22 protein-coding genes, 1 pseudogene and 1 riboswitch are annotated in these 26,397 nt (G+C 65.3%); of the genes and pseudogenes, 15 read left to right on the forward strand and 8 right to left on the reverse strand.

Annotated features, from left to right (window positions below):
* Nucleotides 1-41: 41 nt before the first annotated feature.
* From tsaD to AC0L3B_RS04090, 3 genes are read left to right on the forward strand one after another with little or no spacing between them, the layout of a single operon-like run.
* The gene (gene tsaD / locus AC0L3B_RS04080; protein WP_018459700.1) at nucleotides 42-1,115 is read left to right on the forward strand and encodes a tRNA (adenosine(37)-N6)-threonylcarbamoyltransferase complex transferase subunit TsaD; all 1,074 of its coding nucleotides are present in this window, start codon (nucleotides 42-44) and stop codon (nucleotides 1,113-1,115) included.
* A 2-nt stretch (nucleotides 1,116-1,117) separates the two neighbouring features.
* Nucleotides 1,118-2,098: an NAD(P)H-dependent glycerol-3-phosphate dehydrogenase gene (locus AC0L3B_RS04085; RefSeq protein ID WP_204512899.1), complete on the forward strand. Its 981-nt coding sequence runs from the start codon at nucleotides 1,118-1,120 to the stop codon at nucleotides 2,096-2,098.
* A 2-nt stretch (nucleotides 2,099-2,100) separates the two neighbouring features.
* Nucleotides 2,101-2,514: an EVE domain-containing protein gene (locus AC0L3B_RS04090; protein ID WP_204512900.1), complete on the forward strand. Its 414-nt coding sequence runs from the start codon at nucleotides 2,101-2,103 to the stop codon at nucleotides 2,512-2,514.
* A gap of 81 nt (nucleotides 2,515-2,595) precedes the next feature.
* Here the strand turns inward: AC0L3B_RS04090 and AC0L3B_RS04095 are convergent, their stop codons facing one another.
* A complete protein-coding gene (locus tag AC0L3B_RS04095) occupies nucleotides 2,596-3,690 on the reverse strand; it encodes an adenylate/guanylate cyclase domain-containing protein (RefSeq protein ID WP_204514029.1) in 1,095 nt (364 codons plus the stop codon).
* A gap of 101 nt (nucleotides 3,691-3,791) precedes the next feature.
* On the opposite strand from AC0L3B_RS04095, the gene AC0L3B_RS04100 reads away from it, so the two are divergent.
* On the forward strand, nucleotides 3,792-4,247 hold the full coding sequence (locus AC0L3B_RS04100) for an SRPBCC family protein (protein WP_018459696.1): 456 nt from the start codon (nucleotides 3,792-3,794) through the stop codon (nucleotides 4,245-4,247).
* A gap of 11 nt (nucleotides 4,248-4,258) precedes the next feature.
* Here AC0L3B_RS04100 and AC0L3B_RS04105 read toward each other — a convergent pair whose 3' ends face one another.
* The gene (locus AC0L3B_RS04105; RefSeq protein ID WP_018459695.1) at nucleotides 4,259-5,428 is read right to left on the reverse strand and encodes a DNA topoisomerase IB; all 1,170 of its coding nucleotides are present in this window, start codon (nucleotides 5,426-5,428) and stop codon (nucleotides 4,259-4,261) included.
* A 400-nt stretch (nucleotides 5,429-5,828) separates the two neighbouring features.
* Between AC0L3B_RS04105 and acs the strand changes: the two genes are divergently transcribed.
* Nucleotides 5,829-7,775 (forward strand): acetate--CoA ligase, encoded by a 1,947-nt coding sequence (gene acs / locus AC0L3B_RS04110; protein ID WP_085384754.1) that lies wholly within the window; start codon nucleotides 5,829-5,831, stop codon nucleotides 7,773-7,775.
* A gap of 443 nt (nucleotides 7,776-8,218) precedes the next feature.
* Nucleotides 8,219-8,734, forward strand: a complete 516-nt coding sequence (locus tag AC0L3B_RS04115) for a L,D-transpeptidase (protein ID WP_018459693.1) — start codon at nucleotides 8,219-8,221, stop codon at nucleotides 8,732-8,734.
* Nucleotides 8,735-8,789: 55 nt separating this feature from the next.
* On the opposite strand, the gene AC0L3B_RS04120 is transcribed toward AC0L3B_RS04115, so the two are convergent.
* Both AC0L3B_RS04120 and AC0L3B_RS04125 read right to left on the reverse strand, forming a co-directional pair.
* On the reverse strand, nucleotides 8,790-9,380 hold the full coding sequence (locus AC0L3B_RS04120) for a thermonuclease family protein (protein ID WP_026233862.1): 591 nt from the start codon (nucleotides 9,378-9,380) through the stop codon (nucleotides 8,790-8,792).
* 57 nt (nucleotides 9,381-9,437) lie between these two features.
* Entirely contained in the window at nucleotides 9,438-9,647 is a 210-nt protein-coding gene (locus AC0L3B_RS04125) for a DUF1674 domain-containing protein (protein WP_473380058.1), read from the reverse strand.
* Between the two features lie 186 nt (nucleotides 9,648-9,833).
* Between AC0L3B_RS04125 and AC0L3B_RS04130 the strand changes: the two genes are divergently transcribed.
* The 3 genes from AC0L3B_RS04130 (at nucleotide 9,834) to purH (ending at nucleotide 14,811) form a co-directional block, all read left to right on the forward strand.
* The gene (locus AC0L3B_RS04130) at nucleotides 9,834-11,180 is read left to right on the forward strand and encodes an RsmB/NOP family class I SAM-dependent RNA methyltransferase (RefSeq protein WP_026233861.1); all 1,347 of its coding nucleotides are present in this window, start codon (nucleotides 9,834-9,836) and stop codon (nucleotides 11,178-11,180) included.
* Between the two features lie 156 nt (nucleotides 11,181-11,336).
* Nucleotides 11,337-13,055, forward strand: a complete 1,719-nt coding sequence (locus tag AC0L3B_RS04135) for a heparinase II/III family protein (RefSeq protein WP_026233860.1) — start codon at nucleotides 11,337-11,339, stop codon at nucleotides 13,053-13,055.
* Between the two features lie 59 nt (nucleotides 13,056-13,114).
* A riboswitch (ZMP/ZTP riboswitch) is annotated at nucleotides 13,115-13,196 on the forward strand.
* Between the two features lie 22 nt (nucleotides 13,197-13,218).
* A complete protein-coding gene (purH, locus tag AC0L3B_RS04140) occupies nucleotides 13,219-14,811 on the forward strand; it encodes a bifunctional phosphoribosylaminoimidazolecarboxamide formyltransferase/IMP cyclohydrolase (protein WP_473380059.1) in 1,593 nt (530 codons plus the stop codon).
* A 101-nt stretch (nucleotides 14,812-14,912) separates the two neighbouring features.
* Here the strand turns inward: purH and AC0L3B_RS04145 are convergent, their stop codons facing one another.
* Nucleotides 14,913-16,298, reverse strand: a complete 1,386-nt coding sequence (locus AC0L3B_RS04145; protein ID WP_473380060.1) for an MFS transporter — start codon at nucleotides 16,296-16,298, stop codon at nucleotides 14,913-14,915.
* A gap of 99 nt (nucleotides 16,299-16,397) precedes the next feature.
* Here AC0L3B_RS04145 and ggt point away from each other — a divergent pair, with 99 nt between their 5' ends.
* Entirely contained in the window at nucleotides 16,398-18,149 is a 1,752-nt protein-coding gene (gene ggt, locus AC0L3B_RS04150) for a gamma-glutamyltransferase (RefSeq protein ID WP_473380061.1), read from the forward strand.
* Nucleotides 18,150-18,260: 111 nt separating this feature from the next.
* Nucleotides 18,261-19,555, forward strand: a pseudogene (locus tag AC0L3B_RS04155) (MFS transporter).
* A 10-nt stretch (nucleotides 19,556-19,565) separates the two neighbouring features.
* On the opposite strand, the gene AC0L3B_RS04160 reads toward AC0L3B_RS04155, so the two are convergent.
* A complete protein-coding gene (locus tag AC0L3B_RS04160; protein ID WP_018459684.1) occupies nucleotides 19,566-20,231 on the reverse strand; it encodes a glutathione S-transferase family protein in 666 nt (221 codons plus the stop codon).
* Nucleotides 20,232-20,382: 151 nt separating this feature from the next.
* On the opposite strand from AC0L3B_RS04160, the gene AC0L3B_RS04165 reads away from it, so the two are divergent.
* From AC0L3B_RS04165 to panE, 4 genes are all read left to right on the forward strand, one after another.
* Nucleotides 20,383-20,979 (forward strand): DUF2239 family protein, encoded by a 597-nt coding sequence (locus AC0L3B_RS04165; protein WP_085349217.1) that lies wholly within the window; start codon nucleotides 20,383-20,385, stop codon nucleotides 20,977-20,979.
* Between the two features lie 86 nt (nucleotides 20,980-21,065).
* The gene (locus AC0L3B_RS04170) at nucleotides 21,066-22,415 is read left to right on the forward strand and encodes an MATE family efflux transporter (RefSeq protein ID WP_026233859.1); all 1,350 of its coding nucleotides are present in this window, start codon (nucleotides 21,066-21,068) and stop codon (nucleotides 22,413-22,415) included.
* An 89-nt stretch (nucleotides 22,416-22,504) separates the two neighbouring features.
* Nucleotides 22,505-23,119 carry a 2-hydroxychromene-2-carboxylate isomerase gene (locus AC0L3B_RS04175; protein WP_018459681.1) on the forward strand — a complete coding sequence of 205 codons (615 nt, stop codon included), beginning with the start codon at nucleotides 22,505-22,507 and terminating at the stop codon, nucleotides 23,117-23,119.
* A gap of 186 nt (nucleotides 23,120-23,305) precedes the next feature.
* The gene (gene panE / locus AC0L3B_RS04180; RefSeq protein ID WP_018459680.1) at nucleotides 23,306-24,229 is read left to right on the forward strand and encodes a 2-dehydropantoate 2-reductase; all 924 of its coding nucleotides are present in this window, start codon (nucleotides 23,306-23,308) and stop codon (nucleotides 24,227-24,229) included.
* Between the two features lie 12 nt (nucleotides 24,230-24,241).
* On the opposite strand, the gene AC0L3B_RS04185 is transcribed toward panE, so the two are convergent.
* Entirely contained in the window at nucleotides 24,242-24,835 is a 594-nt protein-coding gene (locus AC0L3B_RS04185; RefSeq protein ID WP_018459679.1) for a c-type cytochrome, read from the reverse strand.
* Between the two features lie 216 nt (nucleotides 24,836-25,051).
* Nucleotides 25,052-26,332, reverse strand: a complete 1,281-nt coding sequence (locus tag AC0L3B_RS04190; protein ID WP_085349220.1) for a PQQ-dependent sugar dehydrogenase — start codon at nucleotides 26,330-26,332, stop codon at nucleotides 25,052-25,054.
* Nucleotides 26,333-26,397 lie beyond the last annotated feature (65 nt).

Below are 26,397 nucleotides of genomic sequence, written 5' to 3' on the forward strand. Positions count from 1 at the left end.
GCAAGGGGCGGGAAGGGCGCAAATTGGATAACAATTCGCCAATGCTGGTACTGGGCATCGAAACCACCTGCGACGAGACCGCCGCGGCGGTGATCGAGCGTGCGCCTGACGGCAGCGGCAAGATCCTGTCCAATATCGTGTGGTCGCAGGTCGAGGAGCATGCCCGTTTCGGCGGCGTGGTACCGGAGATCGCGGCCCGCGCCCATGTCGACCTGCTCGACGGCATCATCGACCGCGCCATGACTGAGGCCGGCATCGACTTCGCCCAGCTCGACGGTGTCGCGGCCGCCGCGGGCCCGGGACTGATCGGCGGCGTCATCGTCGGGCTCACCACCGCGAAGGCGATCGCGATGGTGCACGACACGCCGCTGGTCGCGGTGAACCATCTGGAAGCGCATGCGCTGACACCGCGCCTGACCGACGCACTCGAATTTCCCTATTGCCTGTTTCTCGCCTCGGGCGGCCATACCCAGATCGTTGCCGTCACCGGCGTCGGACAGTATGTGCGGCTCGGCACCACCGTCGACGATGCGATCGGCGAAGCCTTCGACAAGGTGGCGAAGATGCTGGGGCTGCCCTATCCGGGCGGCCCGCAGGTCGAGCGCGCGGCAGCCAACGGCGATGCCGCGCGATTTGCGTTTCCGCGGCCGCTGCAGGGACGCCCCGACGCCAACTTCTCACTCTCGGGATTGAAGACAGCGGTGCGCAACGAAGCAAGCCGGTTGGCCGAGATCACACCGCAGGACGTCAACGATCTCTGCGCGAGCTTCCAGGCCGCCGTGCTCGACTCCACCGCCGACCGGCTGAGCGTCGGCCTGAAACTCTTCCGCGAGCAGTTCGGTGCACCGCGTGCGCTGGTGGCGGCCGGCGGTGTCGCCGCCAATCAGGCGATCCGCGGCGCGCTGCATGACGTTGCGAGGAAAGCCGGAACACAATTGATCATGCCGCCGCCGGCGCTCTGCACCGACAATGGTGCAATGATCGCCTGGGCCGGCGCGGAACGTCTCGCGCTCGGCATGACCGACACGATGGAAGCACAGCCTCGCGCGCGCTGGCTGCTCGATGCGAACGCGACGGCACCGGCCGGATACGGCAAGACACGCGCGGGATTCTAGCAATGACAGCGTTCCGATCTGTCGCGGTGATCGGCGCGGGCGCCTGGGGCACGGCGCTGGCGATGGTGGCGGCGCGGGCCGGACGGAACGTGACGCTGTGTGCGCGCAATTCCGAGCACGCGACGCGAATCGCATCGAGCCGCGACAATCCGCGGCTGCCGGGCGTGCGGCTTGCGCCGGAGATCATCGTCACGAGCGACCTAGCCCTCGCCGCACGCGCGGACATGCTGCTGATCGCAGTGCCCGCGCAGCATCTGCGCGGTGCTGTCAACATGCTCGCCTCGCACCTGGAAAAGCCGGTGCCGATCATTGCCTGCGCCAAGGGCATCGAGCACGGCACCCATAAATTCATGACCGACGTGATCGCCGAGGCCGCGCCTCACGCGCAGCCGGCGATCCTGTCGGGCCCGAGCTTTGCCGACGATGTCGCGCGTGGCCTGCCGACGGCGGTGACGCTGGCCGCAAAGGACGACGCCTTGGCGAGCCACCTGGTGCAGGCGCTGGGCTCGCCGACGTTCCGGCCCTATCACTCCACCGATGTCCGCGGCGTCGAGATCGGCGGCGCCGCCAAGAACGTGCTGGCGATCGCGGTCGGCATCGCGGTCGGGCGCAAGCTCGGCGCTTCCGCCCAGGCCGCACTTACCACCCGCGCCTTTGCCGAGCTGACACGCCTCGGCCGCGCGCTCGGCGCACGCAGCGAAACACTCACGGGCTTGTCTGGCCTCGGCGATCTGATCCTGACCTGCTCGAGCCCACAATCGCGCAATTTTGCGCTCGGCCTGTCGCTTGGCCGCAGCGAGCAGCCGCCCGCCGGCAAGCTTGCCGAAGGCGAATTCACCGCGCCGGTACTGATCGAGCTCGCGGCTTCGCAAAAAATCGAAATGCCAGTATCGGAAGCCGTCGCATCGATCCTGACCGGCAGAAGCACGATCGACGCCGCGATCTCGGGGCTCATGACGCGACCTTTCAAGGCGGAGGAATGAACATGGCGTACTGGCTGGTGAAATCCGAACCATCGGTGTGGTCCTGGGACCAGCAGGTGGCGAAAGGCGCCAAGGGCGAAGCCTGGACCGGCGTGCGCAATTACACCGCGCGCCAGAACCTCGTCGCCATGAAGAAGGGCGACAAGGCGTTCTTCTATCATTCCAACGAGGGCAAGGAGATCGTCGGCATCGCGGAGATTATCAAGGAAGCCTACCCCGATCCGACCGACAAGACCGAGAAATTCGTCTGCGTCGACATCAAGGCCGACAAGCCCTTGAAGACACCGGTGTCGATGGCCGCGATCAAGGCCGAGAAGAAGCTCGCCGACATGGCCCTGGTGAAATATTCGCGCCTCTCGGTGCAGCCGGTGACGGCCGAGGAATGGAAGCTCGTCTGCAAGATGGGCGGGATGTAGGCTTAGGTGCTGTAGCCCGGATGAGCGAAGCGATATCCAGGACTACTGCTGCTATCCCGCATGTCGCTACGCTCATGCGGGCTACGACATCGGAGCTTGTTTCTCCGGCAGCGCAAACACCTCGCATGGCGAGGCGATGCCCCGCAGCGAATGCGATCCGAGCGCGATCAGAGGCATGTCGGTCTCGGCGGCGAGCGCGCCCGACACCAGCACGGTTCTGCCGAGCGGCTTGCACAATCCTTCGAGCCGGCTGGCGAGATTGACGGCGGGACCGATCGCGGTGAAATCCAGCCGATTGGCGGCACCGATATTACCCCATAGCATCTCGCCGAGATGCAGCGCCGCGCCGAACGCGAGCGGCGGCAGACCTTGAGCACGGCGCTCCGCGTTGAGATACACCATCCCGGCTTCGGCTGCGCGCGCGGCACGCAGAGTTGCATCGGACGCTTGGCGCGGTGACGGCCCGACCACCGGAAAGATCGCGAGCACACCGTCGCCGATGAATTTCAGCACCTCGCCGCCGAAGGCGTGGACCGCGCCGGCGATGCGATCGAACCAGGCATCGAGCGCCGCGATGACCTCGGCAGGCGGATTGGTTTCCGATAGGAGCGTGAAGTTGCGCAAATCGGCATAGAGCAGCGCGGCCTGTATGGTCTCGCCGAGGTCGCGCCGCAGGGGTGCCGCCAGCACCCGCTCCGCACTGCGCTTGCCGAGATAGGCATCCAGCGTCGCGCGCAACGTTGCACGCGCGGCAAGTACGGCAAGGGGTGTAGCGGCAAAGCGCGCGGCCTGGCGCAATTGCTCGGTCTCGTCCGCGGTGAACGGACGCGGCCCGATCCAGCCGAGCAACGGCCCGTCGGGCCGTCCGACCAAATCTTCGTGCACTTCACCCTCCGCGATGTCGCGCAGCCAGCGGCGGCCGGCATCGTTGGGCGGGTCGGGCGCGAGGCCGCCTGGTGCGAAGCCGAGCGCTTCGATCACCCGGCCGTTCTCCGCGCGCCACAACCAGGTCCGTTTCGCGATCAGCGGATGTGGCACCTCCAGCGTCAGGCTGCCCGCCGCAAGCGGCACGCCATCGGCGACCAGATGTGCGCCAAGGTCCGCGAGCAGGCGGTCGGCGCCGGCGCTATCGGCGGCGGCATCGACAAGCCAGGCGAGTGTCGGCGAGAGGTGCATGGCCCGATCATGACGAAGGCAGGCGGTCTTTGTCACGGGCAATCCTTGACGGGCCGCTCGAGCGCCGCCATGTCCCAGTGTCAGCCCAGGGGTGATCGTCGATGACCGAACCGTTCATAGTGCGACGCGAGACCCAGATCGCGGCCCCACGCGCCACCGTTTTCGCCTACCTGACCGACCCCGAGAAGATTTTGAGCTGGATGGGTTCCGACGCGACCACGGAGCCACATCCCGGCGGGCTGTATCTGCTCAAAGGCATCGGCCCCCGCGGCGGCGTTGCCCGCGGCGCATTCCGCGAAGTCGTGCCGGTGCATCGGCTCGCCTACACGTTTGGATGGGAGGGCGGCCAGGAAGTGCCGCCCGGCTCAAGCCTGATCGAGATCGACCTGATCGAACGCGACGGCGGCACATTGCTGCGCATGACCCATAGCGGGCTGCCGACCGAGGAACAGGCGGCCGCCCACGCGACGGGATGGGCGCACTATCTGGGACGGCTCACGGCAGCCGCCGCGGGCGGCGATCCCGGTCCCGACAACGGCGTTTCCAACAAGGCGTAACGACGCCGAGGTCAGACCGCCGCGGTCGCCACCACCTGCTGCAAAAGCTGCTCGCGCCTGGCCTGCGAGCGCTGGCCCTTCATGGTCGCGGCGAAGCGTTCCAGGATGCCGTCCTCGAACGCGGTGACGATGGTATCGTGAACATAGCTCTTGCGGCAGATCGCCGGCGTGTTGGAGAGCTGGTCGGCAGCGCCGCGGATCGCCTCCAGCACCTGCTTCTTGCGGCCGCGCTGGCTGGTCGCCGGCGTGATCCGCGACAGCGATTCCACGACGACGGCAGAGGCCATCAGCGTGCGGAAATCCTTCAGCGAGATCTTGATGCCGGCGATCTCGCGCAGAAACGCGTTCACCTGCGTGGTGCTGACCGCGCGCACGATGCCATAGGGATCGCGATACTGGAACATGCGCTTGCCGGGAACGCCCTGCAAGATCCCGATGGCGCGCACGAGCTTGGCCGCGTCGCACTCCTTGCGCACCGCCTTGCCGCCCTTCGCCTTGAAGGTCAGCACGAAGCTGTCGTCTTCCAGCGAGACGTTGGACTTCAGCAGCGTGGTGGCGCCGCGGGTGCCGTTGAGACGGGCATAGGATTCGTTGCCGGGGCGGATCGCGGTGCGCGCGATCAATTCGATGACGGCGGAGAGCGCGAACTCGCGGGTCGGCTCGTCGCCCGACAGGAACGCCGAGACCTTGCGCCGGATCTTGGGCAGCGCGCCGACGAGCTTTTCCAGGCGATGCGCCTTGCGTTGCTCGCGGACCTTCTCCCAATCGGCGTGATAGCGATATTGCAGCCGGCCCGCGGCATCGCGTCCCACTGCCTGGAGATGCGTGCTCGGATCGGCCGAGTAGCGCACCTCGCGATAGGCCGGCGGCACCGCCATCGAATGCAGCCGCCGAATGGTGCGGGCATCGCGGATGTGGACGCCGTTAGGCCGCACGAACGAATAGCCCTTGCCGCGCCTGACGCGGCGGATGGTCAGCTCGTTCTGGTCGCCGAGCCGCAGGCCCAGTTCCTTGGCGAGGGCCTCGACCGTCGTCGACGGCGCCGCGTCGAACACTTTCTTCGGGCTGGGACGGCCGGAACCGGCCGGTTTCGGCCATTGTCCGAGGGCTTTGGCCAGCGCGATGGCTGCAGGATCGGCTGAAGCGGGCCGTATCGTCCCGAGATTCTGCTGATCCATCATAGTCTTATGCCTTAGCCCTGTCTGTTGTCGGTCAATGCCGCTGTTCTGATTTTTGTTCCAAGGGGTCTCGTTGGACCCGGGTTGGCCATTTAGGGTGTTCCGAACCGCATTGCGAGTCCCGAATCAGTGAGAGGCAGTTTCTAAATACCTCTGCTGAATGCATGGCGCTCTGCGCGGGCCCATTCCGAGGATCTGGGTGAAGACCCCAAAGCCGCCCGTCGCCCTGTTTCAAAACTGCGACAGTCGCACGAAACGGCTTGATCCTCCGCATGGCAGGCTGCTCGCCGAAGGTCCAGCTTGTGCACCTTGTCGGGTCCGGTTAGCCCGACGCATAATCGGTTCAACGATCAAGTCGGCTCGCCAGTGGTCCGTGCTCGGCTCGCCGTATGTGGAGGGAAACATGTCCGAGAAGATCTACGACGTCCCCGCAGAATGGGCGAAGCGCGCCTGGGTCGACCAGGCCAAGTACAAGGACATGTACGCCCGCTCGATCTCGGACCCGAACGGTTTCTGGGCGGAGCAGGCCAAGCGCATCGACTGGATGCACGCGCCGACCAAGATCGAGAACGTCTCCTTCGCGCCCGGCAACATCTCTATCAAATGGTTCGAGGACGGCGTCCTCAACGTCGCCCATAATTGCATCGACCGGCATCTCCACAATCGTGCCAACCAGACCGCGATCATCTGGGAAGGCGACGATCCCGCACAATCCCGGCACATCACCTACAAGGAGCTGCACGACGAGGTCTGCCGGATGGCCAACATCCTGCGTACCCGGAACGTCAAGAAGGGCGACCGCGTCACCATCTACCTGCCGATGATTCCGGAGGCGGCCTACGCGATGCTGGCCTGCGCGCGGATCGGCGCGATTCACTCCGTGGTGTTCGCCGGCTTCTCGCCCGACAGCCTCGCCCAGCGCATCAACGACTGCCAGTCCAAGGTGATCATCACCGCCGATGAGGGCCTGCGCGGCGGCAAGAAGGTGCCGCTGAAGGCCAATGTCGACGCGGCGCTCGCCAAGGCAGACGGCGTCGACTGGGTCGTCGTGGTCAAGCGCACCGGCGGCGCGGTCGAAATGAATCCCTCGCGCGACCTCTGGTACCACGACGCCGCCAAGATGGTGACGACCGAGTGCCCGGTCGAGCACATGCACGCCGAGGATCCGCTGTTCATCCTCTACACCTCGGGCTCGACCGGCCAACCCAAGGGCGTGCTGCACACCTCCGCCGGCTATCTCGTGTTCGCCGCGATGACGCATCAATACGTCTTCGACTATCACGACGGCGACATCTACTGGTGCACCGCCGACGTCGGCTGGGTCACCGGCCACAGCTACATTCTGTACGGACCGCTCGCCAACGGCGCGACCACGCTGATGTTCGAAGGCGTGCCGAATTACCCGGATAATTCGCGATTCTGGAACGTCATCGACAAGCACAAGGTCAACATCTTCTACACCGCGCCGACCGCGATCCGCGCGCTGATGCAGAGCGGCGACGCGCCCGTGAAAAAGACCTCGCGCGCCAGCCTGCGCCTGCTCGGCTCGGTAGGCGAGCCGATCAATCCGGAAGCCTGGGAGTGGTATCACCGCGTCGTCGGCGACGACCGCTGCCCGATCGTCGATACGTGGTGGCAGACCGAGACCGGCGGCATTTTGATCACGCCGCTGCCCGGCGCCACGAAGCTCAAGCCGGGCTCGGCGACGCAGCCGTTCTTCGGCGTGGTGCCTGAGATCGTCGACGCCGACGGCAACGTGCTGGACGGCGAGACATCAGGCAATCTGTGCCTGACGCGGTCATGGCCGGGCCAGATGCGCACGGTCTATGGCGACCACGTCCGCTTCGAGCAGACTTATTTCTCGACCTACAAGGGCAAGTACTTCACCGGCGACGGCTGCCGGCGCGATGCGGACGGTTATTACTGGATCACCGGCCGCGTCGACGACGTCATCAACGTCTCCGGCCACCGCATGGGTACCGCCGAAGTCGAAAGCGCGCTGGTGGCGCATGAGAAGGTCTCGGAAGCCGCCGTGGTCGGTTACCCGCACGACATCAAGGGTCAGGGCATTTACGCATATGTGACCCTGATGGCCGGCATCGAGCCAACCGAGGATCTACGCAAGGAGCTCGTCACCTGGGTGCGCAAGGAGATCGGCCCGATCGCTGCGCCCGACCAGATCCAGTTCTCGCCCGGCCTGCCCAAGACCCGATCCGGCAAGATCATGCGCCGCATCCTACGCAAGATCGCCGAGGACGAACCGGGCAGCCTGGGCGACACCTCGACCCTGGCCGATCCCGGCGTGGTCGACGACCTCGTCAAGAACCGTCAGAACAAAAAGGCGGTCTGAGCCACATCGTCCTGTGCCCCGGACGCAGCGTAGCGCGCACTTCGCGGTGCGCTGCAGAGTCGGGGCCGATGCAACGGCAGACTCTGTGGCCTTCTAGATCCCGGCTCTGCGTCGCACCGCTTCGCGCTGCGCCGCGTCCGGGACACGAGATCGCATCCCCGCGTTAGCGCTCCCCCGAACAACGGCCGTTCACATCCTCACGCACTTGTCAGGCCGCGCCCCGGCGCCCGGGCATCTTTCCCGCCAAGTGTTGTTTTCAGGTCATTTACTTTGTTTCGAACATTTCCTTTGTTCCCCCTGCTGGCTGGCCCTTGGCGGCCGTGCGTGGAAACCATCCGGTTAACAGGCGCGGTTAAGAATGTCCCCTAACAAGGACTTGGCGAGCCGGCGATTGCCGGTTTTGCGTAATCTTGGACGGTCCGTTCGGGGCAAGGGGAAAATCGATGTCGATGAGGATTGCTGTGGCGCTGGCCGCCACTGTCGTGACTGGGGTCTTGACGTTGACGGCGGCGCAGGCGCGGCCGGAAATGGTGGGGACGAACCTGGCTGACTATTCGCCGGGCACCATCGTGGTCAAAACCAACGAGCGTCGGCTCTATCTCGTCCTCGATAGCGGCCACGCCGTGCGCTACCCGGTCGGCGTCGGCAAGTCCGGCAAGCAGTGGGCCGGCACCACCCGCATCGACGGCAAGTACCGCAATCCGGCCTGGGCGCCGCCCGCCGAGGTGAAGCGCGACAAGCCCAGCATCCCGGACGTCATCCCGGGCGGCTCGCCCCGCAATCCGATGGGCGTCGCGGCGATGACGCTGTCCGGCGGTGAATACGCGATCCACGGCACCAACGTGCCGGGCTCGATCGGCGGCTTCGTCTCCTATGGCTGCATCCGCATGCTCAACGACGACATCACCGATCTCTACAGCCGCGTCTCGGTCGGCACGACGGTGGTCGTGACGCGCTGATCGCCGGCATCAGGACGAGACGGCAATAGCCGCGTCGTTCGACGCGGCTTTTTTGTCACCAGAAGCGCCAGCTCCGCGCGCACCAGCCGTCGCGATGGCCGCCATTGTAGCTCCGCGCGTAACCGCCCGCGAGCAACGCCGCCGAGACATTGGTCGTGCGTTTGGTCGCGACGTCGGCGAGAACGCGACCATATTTGTCGGCACCGAGGTTGGTGATCGTCACGCCACCCTGTGCGAGCAGATCGCGCAATGCGCGGGCCGCCGCTTCGGCCTTGTCCAGTTCCTCCTGGCAGGATGCTTTCATCTCGGGTGCGTCGATGCCGCGCAGGCGAACGCGCACGATGAGATCGCGGCCGTCGCGCTGACGAACGCGTGCGAGAAAGGTGTCGCCGTCAATGGTGCGAACGACATCGACCGGCTCGCGACGATCGGGATGGCCGCCTTGCTGGAGCACAATCTCGGCGTCTCGTGATTGACCGTCGGTCACGTGAGGGAACTGCCAGTTCATCCCATGCCGGGACGTGAACACCACGGCCACCACGATTCCAACCACGAACATCCACGGCAACAGCCCTGAGAACCGGCGACCAAATGGCGAGCCGCTGTATGAAGGCCGATATGGATGGCTTGGATCGAAACGCGACATCCGCGCACGCTAGGGCTGAGTCGGGCAGTCCGGCAAGCGAGCCTCAAAAGACAAGCTTCAGAAGTCGGAAGCGATGCCCTTGCGCTCCCAATCGCCATAGCGGGTCGGTTCGGGTCCTTTTGGGCCCTGCAACTCCTTTGGCGCCGCCTCGCCGTCGTTCTTGGCTCGGGCTGCCGCAGCCTGACGGCGCGCTTCGGCCTCGGCCAGCGCGCGCCGGGCGGCCGGCGTAAGCTGCTTGCGATCGGGAACGGGAGGCTGGTCGCTCATCGCCGGCTTTCTAGCGCGGGATGGCCCGCGACGCGACGCCCAATAACGCATTCCTGAAATGGCTCCGAAAGGGCTGAAAAACCCGGAAGCGATTCTTACATTTGGCATATTCGCGTGCCAGAGATCGCCTTCTCAAGGCATGCGCCCATTACGGCGAACTGCCGCTGCTCAGAACCTTGTTTCCGCATGCCTTCTCAACGTTTCGCTCCTCCATCCGAAGTGCCCGGTCTCGCGGCGCGGCGGATTGCCGCCGACATCGTCGACGGCGTGCTGCACAAGCACCGCACACTTGACGAGCAGCTCGACGGCAGCGGCGCCCATCCCGGACTGAAGACGCTCCCCGACCGCGACCGCGCGCTGATGCGCCGCCTGGTCGCCACCGTGCTGCGCCGGCTCGGCACGCTCGGCCATGTGCTGTCCCGCCTGCTCGACAAGGGCATTCCCTCCGACGCGCCGCGCGCGCAGAGCGCGCTGTTGATCGGCGCCGCCCAGATCCTCTGGATGGACGTGCCCGATCACGCGGCCGTCGATCTCTCCGTTCGCCTCGTGCAATCCGACCGGCGCGCCGCGCGCTATGCCGGCCTCGTCAACGCCGTGCTGCGCCGCTGCGCCCGCGAGGGCAAGGCGCTGGTGGACGAGGTTGCCGCGCAGTCGCTGGACCTGCCGCCCTGGATGGTCGCGCGCTGGAGCGCGCATTATGGCGAGACGGTCGCAAGGGACATGGCGCTCGCGCTCAGCCATGATCCGTCGCTGGATCTGACCGTGAAGTCGGACGCCGCGCAATGGGCGAGCCGGCTCCATGGCGAAGTGCTACCGACCGGATCGGTGCGCACGGTGCTGCACGGCGCGGTGACCATGCTTCCCGGCTTCGCCGAAGGACAATGGTGGGTGCAGGACGCCGCCGCTGCGTTGCCAGCCCGGCTGTTCGGCGACATCAAGGGCAAATCCATCGCCGATCTCTGCGCCGCTCCCGGCGGCAAGACCGCGCAACTGGCGCAGGCCGGCGCGCACGTCACCGCCATCGACCGCTCGCCTGCCCGGGTGGCACGGCTGCGCGAGAATCTGACGCGGTTGTCGCTGCAGGCCGAGACCGTCGTCGCCGACGCCGCGGAATGGGCCGGCCCTGCCGATGGCTTCGACGGCATCCTCATTGATGCGCCTTGCACATCGACCGGGACGATCCGCCGCCACCCCGATGTATCCTGGCTCCGGCAGGAATCCGACATCGCCGCAATGACCGCGCTCCAGCGGCGGCTGCTGCAAAAATCGGTCTCGCTACTCAAGCCCGGTGGGACGCTAGTTTATTGCACCTGTTCGCTGGAACCTGAAGAGGGCGAGCATGCGGTCGCCGCGCTGCTGACCGCGGAGCCCGGTCTTCGCCGGGTTCCGATCGATGCGTCCGAGGTGTCTGGGCTCAGCGAGATCATTACCGCCGAGGGCGATCTGCGCACCCTGCCCAGCCATCTGCCGAACGCCGATCCCAAGCTCGGCGGGCTCGACGGATTTTTCGCGGCCCGGCTCGTTAAATCCTGATTTTGCACTGGATTTTGCAAACCCGGCACTGATTCGCGTCGTTCAAGGTGGTGTCGGCCGTCCGATTTTGGGATTAATAAGGATTCGTCGGAATCCTCTCCCCCATCAAGGCAAGGCGTGTCGGTCGCTCAACGCAGACGTATCTCGACGCTGGTGATGAACCGCTTCGCGCGGAACATGCTCGCGCGCGCGAGCGGCGGTTCCGTCGCCCTGTCGCGGGTTTGGCCCGGCCGCGCCGACCGGCTGATCATCGCGCCGCATGATCTACGCACCGCGGATGCGACCCGCGCCGCCGAGATCTATGCCGGCCGCTTCGTCTTCGCCGGCAAGATCGTCAATTGCCACGGCCGCTCGATCTTCGATCTCGAGCCGCCGTCGGAAGATTGGGAAGTTGCGCTGCTCGGCTTCGGCTGGCTGCGCCATTTGCGCGCCGCCGACACCGCGCTGACGCGCGCAAATGCGCGCTCGCTGATCGAGGACTGGATCGGCAACCCCGCCAGCAAGCGCCGCCCCGTCGCGCGACGCGCCGACGTGCTGGCGCGCCGCGTGATCTCCCTGCTGTCGCAGGCGCCGCTGGTGCTGAACGATACCGACAACAAATTCTATCGTCGGTATCTGCGCGCGCTGGCGCGCGAAATCCGCTTGCTGCGCTACACCATGGTCAACATCCCCGACGGAGTGCCGAAGCTCCAGGTGCTGATCGCGCTGTGCTATGCGGCGTTGTGCCTTGCCAACCAGGCAAGTCACATCCGCAGCACCTCGAAAAAGCTCTCGGATGAATTGCAGCGGCAGATCCTGCCCGACGGCGGCCATGTCTCGCGCAACCCGGGCGCGCTGATCGAGCTCTTGATCGACCTGTTGCCGCTGCGGCAGACCTTTGCCGCGCGCAACATCGCGCCGCCGCCCGCGCTGCTCAACGCGATCGACCGCATGATGCCGATGCTGCGCTTCTTCCGCCACGGCGACGGCAATTTCGCGCTGTTCAACGGCATGAGCGCGACCCCCTCGGACCTGCTTGCGACGCTGCTTGCCTATGACGACACCCACGGCGCGCCGATGTCGAACATGCCGCATACCGGTTTCCAGCGCCTCGATGCCGGCCAGACCACTTTGATCATCGACACGGGCCCGCCGCCGGCGGCCAGCGTCAGCCACGACGCCCATGCCGGCTGCCTGTCGTTCGAACTCTCCTCCGGCATCAGCCGCATCGTCACCAATTGCGGCATGCCGGCCACGGGCCGCGACAATTGGCGGCCGTTCGCACGCGGCACGGCGGCGCATTCGACGCTGACCTATCACGACACCTCGTCATGCCAGTTCGTGGAGATGTCGGCTATGAAGCGGCTCTTGCACGGCGCTCCGGTCACCAGCGGCCCCGTCGAGGTTGAGAGCTATCGCGAAATCGTGCAGAACGGCACCCTGCTCACGACGTCGCATGACGGTTACCTGACAAAATTCGGCGCGATCCACCGCCGCGTACTGATGATCGCCAATGACGGCGCGCGCATCGACGGCGAGGACACGTTGTCGCCGCCGCAAGGCGGGCGCTTCAAGGGTCCGGATGCCGATTTCGCGCTGCGATTCCATCTGCACCCGGCGGTGAAGGCGAGCCGGCTGTCCGACGCCCGCGGCGTCATGCTGGTGCTCCCGAATCGCGACGTCTGGACCTTCGAGGCGCTCGACGACAAGGTGGAGCTGGAGGACAGCGTATCCCTGGCCGGCAATGACGGCCCGCGCCGCACCGCGCAGATCGTGATCCGCCAGGACGCGCGGCAGGCGCCCTCGATCCGCTGGAGTTTTGTGCGCTCCACCGCCTCGCCGGCGGTCACGAATGCCCGCAGAAATGCACGGCGGGAGCCGGAACTTCCGCTGTAGACGCATGCGATTCGGCACCATCTGGTCGTTGTGATAGCGACCGAAAACTGCTATCGAGCCCTCGCTCGCGCGACTGGCGACCTTGGATGGAGCACCATCGGGAAGCGCGGGACACAGCTGCCGCGCGCCTGGGCATTACTCCTTCAGACAGAGGATCTTGCTCATGACTGACCATCCCCGCCGCGTCACCCGCGCACTTCTCTCCGTTTCCGACAAGACCGGCCTGATCGACTTCGCAAAGGCGCTTGCCGCGCACGATGTCGAGCTGATCTCGACCGGCGGCACCGCGAAGGCGATCGCCGCGGCCGGCCTCGAGGTGAAGGACGTGTCCGAGCTGACCGGCTTCCCCGAGATGATGGATGGCCGCGTGAAGACGCTGCATCCGAAGGTGCACGGCGGTCTGCTCGCGATCCGCGACAACAAGGACCATGCGGATGCGATGACGGCGCATGGGATCGCGCCGATCGATCTCCTCGTCGTCAATCTCTATCCGTTCGAGGCGACCGTCGACAAAGGCGCGGGCTTCGAGGATTGCATCGAGAACATCGACATCGGCGGCCCCGCGATGATCCGCGCCGCCGCGAAGAATCATGACGACGTCGCCGTCGTGGTCGAGGCGCAGGACTATCAGGCCGTGCTCGATGAGCTCGCCGCCAACAGCGGTGCAACCACGCTGAAGTTGCGCCGGCGCCTTGCCGCCAAGGCTTACGCGCGCACTGCCGCCTATGACGCCGCGATCTCGAACTGGTTCAATCGCCAGCTCGAGATCGACGCGCCCGATTTCCGTGCCTTCGGCGGCCGGCTGATCCAGTCACTGCGCTATGGCGAGAATCCGCACCAGACCGCGGCGTTCTATGCGACGCCCGACAAGCGGCCGGGCGTCTCGACCGCGCGGCAGCTCCAGGGCAAGGAGCTCTCCTACAACAACATCAACGACACGGATGCGGCCTATGAATGCATCGGCGAGTTCGACGCCAAGCGCACCGCAGCCTGCGTCATCGTCAAGCATGCCAATCCCTGCGGCGTCGCGGAGGGCTCCGACCTCGTCGGCGCCTACCGCAAGGCGCTGGCCTGCGATTCCACCTCGGCGTACGGCGGCATCATCGCGATGAACCGCGCACTCGATGCTGACACCGCGCGCGAGATCACGAAAATCTTCACCGAGGTGATCATCGCGCCTGACGCTAGCGAGGAAGCGATCGCCATCATCGGCGCGCGCAAGAACCTTCGGCTTCTGCTCGCCGGCAGCCTGCCCGACCCGCGCGCGCCGGGCCTCACCGCCAAGACGGTGGCGGGCGGTCTCCTCGTGCAGAGCCGCGACAACGCCGTCGTCGACGACATGACCTTCAAGGTTGTCACGAAGCGCGCGCCCACTGATGCCGAGATGCGCGACCTGAAGTTTGCTTTCCGTGTCGCAAAACACGTCAAGTCCAACACCATCATCTACGCCAAGGATCTCGCGACCGTCGGCATCGGCGCCGGCCAGATGAGCCGGGTCGATTCAGCACGGATCGCGGCACGCAAGGCTCAGGATGCGGCCGCCGAGCTGAAGCTCGCCGAACCGCTCACCAAGGGCTCGGTGGTGGCGTCGGATGCGTTCTTCCCGTTCGCCGACGGCATGCTCGCCTGCATCGAGGCCGGCGCCACCGCCGTGGTGCAGCCCGGCGGCTCCATGCGCGACGACGAAGTGATCAAGGCCGCCGACGAGCACGGCATCGCCATGGTGTTCACGGGCACGCGGCACTTCAGGCACTGATTGAACGGCGGTAGCCCGGATGGAGCGAAAGCGAAATCCGGGTTCTCGCAATTTGGCGGCAGTGGTCCCGGATTGCGCTTCGCTCCATCCCGGCTACGAAATTACTCGCGCACCCGCATCAACAGCGCCAGCCCCGCGACGAAGAAAACCACCAGCACGGCCATGCCGGCCTTCTGGCTCGCCGTCACCGCGGTGATCACGCCGATCAGCAGCGGGCCGATGAAGGACGTCACTTTCCCTGTCAGTGCGAACAGACCGAAATACTGCGCGATGCGGTCCTTCGGCGCGAGACGAATCAGGAGCGTGCGTGAGGCGGCTTGCAGCGGACCGCCGGCTGCACCGATCAGGCAGCCCAGCACCAGGTAAGCGCGCTCCGACGCAGCGGCGAACAATCCACCGCCCGGCGCGGGCGGCGCGACCTTGATGAAGAAGATCGAATCCTTGTCGACGAGCAGGATCGCCGCCAGCGCCAGCAGCAGGATCAGCATGCTGCCGCCGATCACGCGCTTCGGCCCGAAGCGATCGTCCAGCTTGCCGCCAAACCACGCGCCAAACGCGCCGGCGATCGCGAGCATGATCCCGAACGTGCCGATCTGGATCGTGTGCCAGCCGAACGTGCCAGCCGCATAGATGCCGCCGAAGGCAAACAGCGACACCAGACCGTCGGTGTAGATCATGTTGGCGAGTAGAAACGCCGCAAGCGATTTTTGCTGCGGCAGCCCCTTGATCGATTGCTTCAGCTCCGACAGGCCTTCGTGCAGCGCCTCGCGCACCGGACGCTTCGCCGGATAGTCCGGCGTGAACAGGAACATCGGCGTCACGAAAATGATGAACCAAAGCCCGGTCAACGGTCCGGCGGCGCGATCGCCCTGACGACTGACGGGATCAAGCTCGAACAGAGGCGTGAAGCCGAGCAGGGTGCGGCCGGTCTCGGGATTCGCGGCGAGCAGACCGAGCACGATGATCAGGCTGACGATGCCGCCGACATAACCCGTCGCCCAGCCGGTGCCGGAGAGCCGACCGATGCGCTCCGGCGGCACCAGAGTCGGCATCATCGCATTGTTGAAGAGGGTGGCGAATTCCGCGCCGACACTGGCGAGGGCGACCGCGGTGAGCAGCGGCGGAATGATCGAGGGATCGCCGGGCTTGCCGATCCATAGCGTGCAGGATGCCAGCACCAGCACTGCGCCAAATCCCGCGATCCACGGCTTCCTGCGGCCCGAAGCATCGGCGATGGCCCCCAGCACCGGCGACATCAGCGCGATCGCAAGGCCGGCGGCAGCCATCGCAAAGCCCCACAGCGATTGCCCGGCGGCGGGATTCGGCGCAATGGCGGTGGCGAAATAGGGCGCGAACACGAAGGTCGTGACCAGCGTGAAATAAGGCTGCGCGGCCCAGTCGAAGAAGATCCAGCTGACGACGGCGCTGCGCGGCGGATAGGTCCGCTGCGCGCCGGCGATGCGCGCATCCGGGGCGATCGTCGTCACTCCAAAATCCTCATCACGAACAGTTTTGCCTCTGTCGGGGCAAACCGTATAGCATTGCAGCGCTGCATGTGAACTGCCCATGGCCATTGCGGAAGTTTGATGATGTCGTCTTTTTCGACACGGCGGACATGTTTCGCCTTCCTTGCCACTCTGGCGTTCGGACTTCCGACCGCGACCGCGCAGGATGCGCGGCGGGCCTATGTGCCGCCCGCGCTCGACACGGTGCACGCCGTTCCCGCCGAGCACGGCATGGTCGTAGCGCAGGAGAAAATCTCCGCGCAGGTCGGCGCCGATATCCTGCGGCGCGGCGGCAATGCCGTCGATGCCGCGGTCGCGACCGGCTTTGCGATGGCCGTGACCTATCCGCGGGCCGGCAATATCGGCGGCGGCGGCTTCATGGTGATTCATTCCACCGAGCGCAACGAAGACATCACGATCGATTATCGCGAGACCGCGCCGGCTGCGACCACGCCGCAGATTTTCCTCGGCGCCGACGGCAAGCCCGATGCGGCGAAGTCGCGGGATTCTGCGCTCGGCGTCGGCGTGCCCGGCACCGTCGCGGGTCTTGCGCTCGCCCTGGAAAAATGTGGCTCGGGCCGGTTCACGCTGGCGCAACTGCTCGAGCCCGCGATCGTGCTCGCCCGCGACGGCTTCCTCGTCGGCGACGACATTGCCGACACGCTGCCGGGCTGGCACAAGCGGCTGGTGCGCTGGCCCTCCTCGGCCCGGATATTCTCGCGGCCTGATGGCACGCCGCTCAGCCAAGGCGACAGGCTGGTGCAGAGCGATCTCGCCGAAACGCTGTCGACTGTCGCCGTACAGGGCCCGCGCGGTTTTTATGAAGGGCCGGTCGCGGAAAAACTCGCCAAGGCCGTGACTGATGCGGGCGGCATCATGACGCCAGCGGATTTGAAATCCTATCAAGCGGTGATCCGCGCGCCGGTGCGCGGCACCTATCGCGGCTATGACATCGTGTCGATGCCGCTGCCGTCGTCGGGCGGCGTGGTGCTGGTGGAGACGCTCAATATTCTCGAAGGTTTTCAGCTCGCCGATCTGAAGCAGGGATCGCCGGCCTCGCTGCATCTGTTGATCGAGGCCATGAAGCGCGCCTATGCGGACCGGGCGCGCTATCTCGGCGATCCCGCCTTCGTCAACGCGCCGATCGGGACGCTCACCGGCAAGGACTATGCGGCCAAGCTGCGGGCAACCATCTCCGCGGATCGCGCCACGCCGTCGGAACAGCTCGTTTCCACTGCGACCTCACCGCATGAGGGCAGCAACACCACGCATTTTTCCGTCGTCGACGGCAGCGGCAACGCGGTCAGCAACACCTATACGCTGAACTTCAGCTATGGCGTCGGCCTCGTCGCCGACGGCACCGGCGTGCTGCTCAACAACGAGCTCGACGATTTCACCGCAGCGGTCGGCGCTTCCAATGCCTACGGCCTCGTCGGCTTCGAGGCCAATTTGCCCGGGCCGGGCAAGCGGCCGCTGTCCTCGATGTCGCCGACCATCGTCCTGAAGGGCGGCAAGCCGGTGCTGGTGACGGGCTCGCCGGGCGGCAGCCGCATCATCTCGGCCGTGCTCCAGGTGATCGTCAACGTCCTCGATTACAAGATGGACGTCGCGGCTGCCGTGGCCGCGCCGCGGCTGCATCACCAATGGTTGCCCGACGAGGTCCGGGTCGAGAGCGGCTTTCCCGATGATGTGCTGCTCGAGCTGAAGGCGATGGATCATCTCATCGTCACGCCGATGGGGCAGACATCGGCGAATTCGATCGCGGTGACCGCCAACGGGCCGCTCGGCGCGCCCGATCCACGCACCCGGGGCGCGGAAGCAGCGGGGCAGTAACTCTGTACTTGCATGGCGCGAAGGCCGGCGGCCGGCTTGCGCGCGCCCCCGCGCGTGCTACCACCGCCAGGCCAGAGAAACTGCCAAAGAAAACACTGTCGGGAATCGCGCATGACCACCGTTGATCCGAACCAGCGCATCGAACGCGCCGAGATCGAGGACACCAGCCTTCTTGCCTTCTATCGCGACATGAACGCGCCGGAGCGGCGGACGTTCTGGGCGTGCGCCGCAGGCTGGGCGCTCGACGGCATGGACTTCATGATCTATCCGCTGGTGATCGGCACCATCATCGCGCTGTGGAAGGTCGATGCGGGGTCGGCCGGGCTCGCCGGCACCGTGACGCTGCTGGCCTCCGCGATCGGCGGCTGGCTCGGCGGCTATCTCTCCGACCATATCGGCCGGGTCAGAACGCTCCAGATCACCATCATCTGGTTCTCGTTCTTCTCGCTGGTCTGCGCGGTCGTGCAGAATTTCGAACAGCTCCTGATCGCACGCGCGGTGCTGGGCCTCGGCTTCGGCGGGGAGTGGGCGGCGGGCGCCGTGCTGATGGGTGAAGCGATCCGGCCGCAATATCGCGGGCGTGCAGTCGGCTCGGTGCAGTCGGGCTGGGCCGTCGGCTGGGGCCTCGCGGTGCTGTCGCAGGCGATCCTGTTCTCGGCTTTGCCGGCGGAGACAGCGTGGCGCTGGATGTTCGTGATCGGCGCGTTGCCCGCGCTGCTGGTGTTCTACATCCGCCGCTCGGTGACCGAGCCGGAGATCGCGGCTGAGGCCCGCGCCAAGCAGGCCGCGAGCGGCAATCGCCCGGCGCTCTGGGAGATTTTCTCGGGCCCGATCCTGAAGACCACGATCCTGGCGTCGCTGATGGCCACGGCTGCCAGGGCGGTTATTACGCCGTCACCTTCTGGGTGCCGCAGTTCTTGACCAAGGAGCGGCATCTGTCGATCGTCGGCTCGACCGGCTATCTCTCGACGCTGATCATCGGCTCCTTCATCGGCTATCTCACCGGCGCGTGGCTCGCCGACCGGATCGGACGGCGCAATCTCTTTCTGACCTTCTCGATCGGCGCGATAGCGGTTGTGCTGCTCTACACGCAGCTGCCGCTCACCAACGAGGTCCTGTGGGTGCTCGGCTTCCCGCTCGGCTTTTTCGCCTCGGGCTATTTCTCCGGCGTCGGCGCGTTCCTGACCGAGCTTTATCCAACGCGACTGCGCGGCTCGGGCCAGGGCTTTTGCTACAATTTCGGCCGCGGCATCGGCGCGCTGTTTCCGTTCCTGGTCGGAGCGCTATCGGCGACGACGTCGCTTGCGAATGCGATCGCCATCTTCGCGGTGGTGGCTTACGCGCTGTTCTTCATCGCCGCCTTCGCGCTCCCGGAGACGCGCGGGCGCGTGCTGCACGCGGACTGATGAAAGCTAACTATCGACCGACCTGATACGGCCCGCCCTTTTCGAGGGCGCGGCTGTACGCCGGCCGTGCATGAATGCGCTCCAGGAACGCCATCGCGTTGGGATGGCCGAGCTCCAGCCCGCCGCGCGCCTGGGCTGCCTCAAGCGGAAAGCTCATCTGAATGTCGGCGGCGGTGAACTCGTTGCCGGCGAACCACTCGCTCTTGCCGAGCTCGCCTTCCCAATAGTCCATGTGCTGCTTCAGCTGCGGATTGACCAGCGCAGTAAGCGCCTGGTTCGAGACCTTGCGCACCAGCGGGCGGAGCAACGCCGGCGCGCGCTTCGGCATCAGCGTGAACAGCAGCTTGAGCAGCAGCGGCTGCATCGCCGAGCCTTCCGCATAGTGCAGCCAGTAGGTGAAGCGCAGCCGCTCCGGCGTGTTCGGCGGCGGGACCAGCCGGCCGTTGCCATAGGTGGCGATGAGATATTCGATGATCGCGCCGGATTCGGCGATGGTGTTGCCGTTGTCCGTGATAACGGGCGACTTGCCGAGTGGATGGATGGCGCGGAGCTCCTTCGGCGCGCGCATGTCCGGCTGGCGCTGATAGCGCACGATCTCGTAAGGCACGCCCAACTCTTCGAGCAGCCACAGCACGCGCTGCGAGCGGGAATTGTTGAGGTGATGAACGGTCAGCATCGCGTGGTCCCCGGGGCTAGGCATGGTTCGATCGGCCGCGCGTTCGTGCCAGCCCGGGAACGCAATGTCGAGCCATCCGGTCGGGTATTTTAACCCGGGTATATTGACCTTAGCAATTTACCCGGGTATTAAAGCTGCCATCGCGACCAATATGGCAATGATTCCAATGCAGAAGACTTTCACCGCTTTCCAAGGGCATCGCCGTCTGGTCTCCGGGCCGGCAGGAGAGGTCGCGCTGGTCATCAAGAGGATGACGGAGCGGCCGGACGAGCCCATCATCATCTTCGAGGACGCCACGGGCAGATCGATCGACTTCGATCTGCGCGGCGGAGACCGCGAGGTGCTGGCGCGACTGGCGAAGCTGGTCCCGCCCCCGGTTGAGGAGACCCCATCGCCGAGCGAGCCGCGCGGTCGCGGCCGGCCGAAGCTCGGCGTGGTCGCGCGCGAGGTGACGCTGCTGCCGCGGCACTGGGAGTGGCTCAGCGCGCAAGCAGGCGGCGCCTCGGTCGCACTACGGAAACTTGTCGAAGAGGCGCGGCGTGCCAGCGGCGACAAGGACCGCGAGCGGCAGGCGCGCGATGCGGCCTATCACTTCATGTCGACCATGGCCGGCAATCTGCCGCAGTTCGAGGAAGCATCGCGCGCGCTGTTTGCGGATGATCGGCGGCGTTTCACCGGACTGATCGCAGATTGGCCCGCCGACATCCGCGACCACATTGTCAAGCTCGCCTACAGCGACCGCGCTTAGGTGCGCGCCTTCTCACAACCCCATCGACGGCCAGGCCACGCGCATTGCGCGTGGCGACGGTTTCGCAGGCCCTGAAAGGCCAATCCATGTCCGCAGCCAAGCCGCTCTGGAAAAGTTTTCTGCGCTTCCTCGCGCCGTTGATGCTGAGCAACGCGCTGCAATCACTGTTCGGCACCGTCAGCAACGTCTATCTCGGCCAGATGATCGGGATCGACGCGCTTGCATCGGTCTCGGTGTTCTTTCCGGTGATGTTCTTCCTTTTCGCCTTCGTCATGGGGCTGAGCACCGGCGCCACGGTGCTGATCGGCCAGGCCTATGGTGCGGGCGAGCAGGGCCGGATCAAGCTCATCGTCGGCACGACGCTCGCAATCGGCCTGCTGCTCTCGATTGCAATTGCACTGATCGGCGGCATCTTCAGCCGGCAATTGATGATGATGCTCGCAACGCCCGCAGACATTCTCGACCAGGCTAGCGCCTATGCCCGCATCATGCTGCTCACCATGCCGCTCGGCTTCGTCTTCCTGCTGATGACGGCGATGATCCGCGGCGTCGGTGACGCGCTGACGCCTTTGCTGGCGCTGGCCTTGTCGACCGCGATCGGCTTGATCCTGACGCCGATGCTGATCCGCGGGTCGTTCGGATTGCCGGCGGCCGGCATCACCAGCCCGGCCTGGGCGGCAGCGATCGCCAACGCGCTGACGCTGGTCGCGCTGGCGGCCTATCTGCTGCGGAGAAAACATGCCTTGGCACCGGACGCTGCACTGCTGCGCCATCTGCGGCTCAATCGTGTGGTGCTGGGACAGATCCTCGGCATTGGACTGCCGAGCGCGATCGGCATGGTGGTGATGGCGATCGCCGAGCTGGTGCTGCTCGGCCTCGTCAACGGCTTCGGCTCGAACGCCACCGCAGCCTATGGCGCGGTCAACCAGGTGATGGGCTACACGCAGTTCACGGCGATGTCGATTTCGATAGCAGTCTCCATCCTCGGCGCCCAAGCGGTCGGCCGCGGCGACAGAGCGGGGCTCGACGGCATCGTGCGCACCGGACTTGCGTTCAACATCGTCCTGACGGGCGGACTGGTGGCGCTGATCTATCTCGCGCCGCGCGCCGTGCTCGGCATCTTCATCACTGATGACACCGTGCTCGAGCTGGCGAAGAGCTTGCTCAACATCGCACTGTGGAGCTCGGTGCCGTTCGGCCTGGCGACGGTATTTTCCGGCGCGATGCGCGCTGCCGGCGTGGCACTGACGCCAATGCTGCTCGCGGTCTTCGCCATTATGGCGATCGAGCTGCCATCCGCAGTGATCCTGAGCCGCACGATTGGCCTTCAGGGTGTGTGGGCCGCCTATCCGATCGTGTTCTGCGCCATGTTCCTTTTGCAGATGGGCTATTACCTTCTGGTGTGGCGCAAGCGGACGATCCGGCGCCTGACCTGACCAAATCATCAAGAGATTATGACCGTCATTAAACGGTAGACCCGCGGCGCGCGCTGCGCCACAATGCGAAAAAAGCGACGTCAGGGAGCATGATTTTGACCCGCACAGCCCCGCAATTCCTGTTCGATTTCGGCAGTCCGAACGCCTATCTCAGCCATCTCGCGATCCCCGCCATCGAGCAGCGCATCGGCGTCAAATTCGAATATGTGCCGATCCTGCTCGGCGGCATCTTCAAATCGACCAACAACAAGTCCCCCGCCGAGACGCTTGCCGGCATCAAGAACAAGCGCGAATTCCACGCGGTCGAGACCGAGCGCTTCGTCAAGCGCTTCCAGGTGCAGCCCTATGTCATGAATCCGTTCTTCCCCGTCAACACGCTGAACCTGATGCGCGCAGCGATCGCGGCGCAGCTCGAGGGCGTGTTCGAAGCATATGTCGAAGCCGCCTTCCATCACATGTGGGGCGAGCCGAAGAAGATGGACGATCCGGAAATCGCCGCGAAGGCGCTGGCGTCCTCCGGCCTCGACGCGCAAAAGCTGTTCGCTCGCGCCGGGGAACCGGAGGTGAAGGGCAGACTGATCAAGAACACCGAGGAAGCTGTCGCGCGGGGCGCGTTCGGCTCGCCGACCTTCTTCGTCGGCAACGAGATGTTCTTCGGCAAGGAGCAGTTGCGCGAGGTCGAGGAGATGGTGTCGGGGAAGTGATTTTCTCGAAGCAGGGAAACCGAACAATGTCCTCGACGTCATCTTGGCGAAAGCCAGGACCCATAACCACCGGATCGCGTTTGGCGATAGGCGGGGGCTCCGACTTGTCCGACAAGAGGCAGTCGGGGTAATGGGTCCTGGCTTTCGCCAAGACGACGAAAAAGAACCAACAACAAGGACAATCCCATGCGTATCCTCGTGGTCGGCGCTGGCGCCATCGGCGGCTATTTTGGTGGCAGGCTGTTGCAGGCCGGCCGCGACGTCACCTTCCTGGTCCGGCCGCGGCGCGCCAGCGAGCTCGCGAGCGCCGGCCTCGTCATCAAAAGCCCGAACGGCGACGTGACCTTGAAAAATCCGCCGACCATTCAGGCCGACGCGCTCAAGGACAAGTTCGACGTCGTGCTGCTGAGCTGCAAGGCCTTCGACCTCGACGACGCCATCAAGTCGTTCGCGGCAGCAGTCGGGCCCAATACGGCGATCATCCCGATGCTCAACGGCATGAAGCATCTCGATATCCTCGACGACAAGTTCGGCAAGGAGCGCGTGCTCGGTGGCCTCTGCGCCATCGCCGCGACGCTCAACGAGAAGCGCGAGGTGGTGCAGCTCCAGCCGATGCAGTCGATCAATTACGGCGAGCGCGACGGCGAGCTGTCGGATCGCGTCAAGGCGATCGACGAGGCCTTCAAGAGCGGCATCGCTGGGGCCACCGCCAGCCAGAACATCATGCAAGACATGTGGGAAAAGTGGGTGTTCCTGTCCTCGCTGGCCGCGTCCACCAGCCTGATGCGCACCTCCGTCGGCAATATTCTCGCCGCTCCCGGCGGCAGGGATTTCCTGCTCGGCATGCTGGACGAGACCAGCGCGATCGCCACCGCGTCGGGCTACACGCCGGGCGGGCCGTTCTTCGAGCGCGTGAAGGGCAACCTCACCACCGAGGGTTCACCGATGACGGCCTCGATGTTCCGCGACGTCAAGGCGGGCCTGCCGGTCGAGGCCGATCACGTCATCGGCGACCTCATCGCTCGCGCCGATGCCGCCAAGGTGCCGGTGCCGAAGCTGCGCATCGCCTACACGCATTTGAAAGCGTATGAGAAGCAGCGGGTGGGGTAGCCGCAGCTTCCGCTATTTGAAATACGCGAGATAGTGCGAGACGGCGGTGATTTCCTCATCGCTCATGTGATAGGCGACATCGGCCATCGCAGCGCCACCGCCGCCGACGCGCTGGCTGCTCTTGTAGTCGTGCAGCGCCTTGACCAGGTATTCCTCGCGCTGGCCCGCCAGCCGCGCGACGGCCTTGGTGCCGGCAAAGCTATCCGTATGACATGAGGCGCAGCGGCGGCCGGCGGCAACTTGGGCGCCCTTTTTCGACAGGTCCGGATCCTTGTCCTCCGCCGCTGTGGGCGGCGTCAGCGCGGCGAAATAGGCGCCGAGATTGCGGACGTCCTCGTTGGTGATTTCCTCGGCGATGGGTTGCATCTGGTCGTTCTTGCGCGAGCCGGCGCGGAAAAACACGAGCTGCCATTGCAGAAATTGATCGGGCTGGCCCGCGAGCGAAGGAATGTTCTCGGTCTGCGAGATGCCGTTCTCGCCGTGACAGCCGGCGCAGACGGCGGCCTTCTCCTTGATCGCGGCATTGTCGGCGGCGCTCGTGGGGAGAGAACCGAGCGCGAGGAGCGCGACCGCGCTGATTGCGTGCGAGATGAACTGCCGGCGCATGATTGGAATTCCGATCTATCGAACGCGTCATTCCGGGGCGAAGAAGCGCGAGCTATGATGCGCAATGACGCATCTGAGAATTCGATAACCCGCGTTCGTGGCCAAGGGTTCCGGACTTGCGCGCAAGCGGTGCGCGATCGGAAACGACAGCGTGCGAAATTGAAATGAGAAAGGCTGCGGCGCCCTCTCGGCACCGCAGCCTCGCGTCGTCTTACGCTACTTCTTGCTGTAGCTGATGCGGTAGATCGCGCCGGCCCAGTCGTCGGCGACCAGGATCGAGCCGTCCTTGGCGAGAATGATGTCGTCGGGACGGCCGAGATAGCCTTGGTCGCCCTCGATCCAGCCGGAGGCGAACACCTCCTGCTTGGCGTTCTTGCCATCGGGACCGACGATCACGCGCATGATGCGGCCGCCCTGGTACTTGTGACGATTCCAGGAGCCGTGCTCGGCGATCAGGATGTTGTTCTTGTACTCGGCCGGGAATTGGTCGCCGGTATAGAACTTCATGCCCAGCGGAGCGACGTGAGCGCCGAGGTTCAGCACGGGCGGCGTGAACTCGGAGCATTTGTGGCCCATCGCGAACTTGGTATCCGGCAGATCACCCTGGTGACAGTAGGGATAACCGAAGTGCTCGCCGATCTTGCTGATCATGTTCAGCTTGTCTGAGGGCAGATCGTCGCTGATCCAGTCGCGGGCATTCTCGGTGAACCAGAACTTGCCGGTGCGCGGATCGACGTCGCCCCCGACCGAGTTGCGAACGCCGAGCGCATAGATTTCCGCATTGCCGGTCTTGGGATCGACGCGGCGGATCTGCGACACGCTGGTCGGGGGAATGCCGATGTTGAAGGGCGGTCCGAACGGAATGTAGAACCAGCCTTCCTTGTCGACCGCGATGTATTTCCAGCCATGCGCGGCATAGGACGGCATGTCGTCATAGACGACCTTGCCCTCGCCGGGATTGTCGAGCTTGTTTTCGATGTCGTCGTAGCGGATCAGCTTGTCGACCGCGATGACGTAGAGGGCACCGTCCTTGACGGCCAGACCCGTGGGCATGTTCAGGCCCTTGAGGATCGTCTTGACCTCTTTCTTTCCGTTGTTGTCCTTAATCGCATAGACGTTGCCGAGGCCGAATGAGCCGACGAACAGCGTGCCCTTGTCACCCCAGGCCATCTGCCGCGCGGCCAGCACGCCGGAGGCGTAGACCTCCATCTTGAAGCCCGGCGGCAGCTTGACCTTCTTGACGATATTGGCGAGCTCGGCGTCGGACGCGCCGGTGGGCGGACCCGACGGCGGCGCCAGGCCCTTCTGCGCCTCGGTCTCGTCGCCGAGGAACCAGTCGTCCGGCGGATGGGTCCAGAACTCCTTGGTGCCGGATTCGTATTTCTTGAGCGGCTTGTTCTTGTCCTGCTGCTGCGCGTGACCGACGCTTGTCCCCGCGAGAAGGGCAACCGCTGCAAGCGCCAGGACGGATTGAAAGACGGATCGATGGAATTTCATCGCGTCACTCCCCTAAGGCAGCCATCAGGGCTGCACATTTATTTTATTTTGCTATCGAGAGGCGA

The organism is Bradyrhizobium sp. Kon56 (genome assembly GCF_055807635.1).

Bases quoted from the DNA above. Each gene is read 5' to 3' on its own strand.
- AC0L3B_RS04115 (WP_018459693.1), top strand. From the start codon at position 8,219: ATGTCGATGAGGATTGCTGTGGCGCTGGCCGCCACTGTCGTGACTGGG.
- AC0L3B_RS04120 (WP_026233862.1), bottom strand. From the start codon at position 9,380: ATGTCGCGTTTCGATCCAAGCCATCCATATCGGCCTTCATACAGCGGC.
- AC0L3B_RS04135 (WP_026233860.1), top strand. From the start codon at position 11,337: ATGAACCGCTTCGCGCGGAACATGCTCGCGCGCGCGAGCGGCGGTTCC.
- AC0L3B_RS04165 (WP_085349217.1), top strand. From the start codon at position 20,383: ATGGCAATGATTCCAATGCAGAAGACTTTCACCGCTTTCCAAGGGCAT.
- AC0L3B_RS04170 (WP_026233859.1), top strand. From the start codon at position 21,066: ATGTCCGCAGCCAAGCCGCTCTGGAAAAGTTTTCTGCGCTTCCTCGCG.
- panE (WP_018459680.1), top strand. From the start codon at position 23,306: ATGCGTATCCTCGTGGTCGGCGCTGGCGCCATCGGCGGCTATTTTGGT.
- AC0L3B_RS04100 (WP_018459696.1), top strand. From the start codon at position 3,792: ATGACCGAACCGTTCATAGTGCGACGCGAGACCCAGATCGCGGCCCCA.
- ggt (WP_473380061.1), top strand. From the start codon at position 16,398: ATGATGTCGTCTTTTTCGACACGGCGGACATGTTTCGCCTTCCTTGCC.
- AC0L3B_RS04095 (WP_204514029.1), bottom strand. From the start codon at position 3,690: ATGCACCTCTCGCCGACACTCGCCTGGCTTGTCGATGCCGCCGCCGAT.
- AC0L3B_RS04160 (WP_018459684.1), bottom strand. From the start codon at position 20,231: ATGCTGACCGTTCATCACCTCAACAATTCCCGCTCGCAGCGCGTGCTG.
- AC0L3B_RS04130 (WP_026233861.1), top strand. From the start codon at position 9,834: ATGCCTTCTCAACGTTTCGCTCCTCCATCCGAAGTGCCCGGTCTCGCG.
- AC0L3B_RS04125 (WP_473380058.1), bottom strand. From the start codon at position 9,647: ATGAGCGACCAGCCTCCCGTTCCCGATCGCAAGCAGCTTACGCCGGCC.
- AC0L3B_RS04090 (WP_204512900.1), top strand. From the start codon at position 2,101: ATGGCGTACTGGCTGGTGAAATCCGAACCATCGGTGTGGTCCTGGGAC.
- AC0L3B_RS04190 (WP_085349220.1), bottom strand. From the start codon at position 26,332: ATGAAATTCCATCGATCCGTCTTTCAATCCGTCCTGGCGCTTGCAGCG.
- AC0L3B_RS04185 (WP_018459679.1), bottom strand. From the start codon at position 24,835: ATGCGCCGGCAGTTCATCTCGCACGCAATCAGCGCGGTCGCGCTCCTC.
- acs (WP_085384754.1), top strand. From the start codon at position 5,829: ATGTCCGAGAAGATCTACGACGTCCCCGCAGAATGGGCGAAGCGCGCC.
- purH (WP_473380059.1), top strand. From the start codon at position 13,219: ATGACTGACCATCCCCGCCGCGTCACCCGCGCACTTCTCTCCGTTTCC.
- AC0L3B_RS04175 (WP_018459681.1), top strand. From the start codon at position 22,505: ATGATTTTGACCCGCACAGCCCCGCAATTCCTGTTCGATTTCGGCAGT.
- AC0L3B_RS04105 (WP_018459695.1), bottom strand. From the start codon at position 5,428: ATGATGGATCAGCAGAATCTCGGGACGATACGGCCCGCTTCAGCCGAT.
- tsaD (WP_018459700.1), top strand. From the start codon at position 42: ATGCTGGTACTGGGCATCGAAACCACCTGCGACGAGACCGCCGCGGCG.
- AC0L3B_RS04085 (WP_204512899.1), top strand. From the start codon at position 1,118: ATGACAGCGTTCCGATCTGTCGCGGTGATCGGCGCGGGCGCCTGGGGC.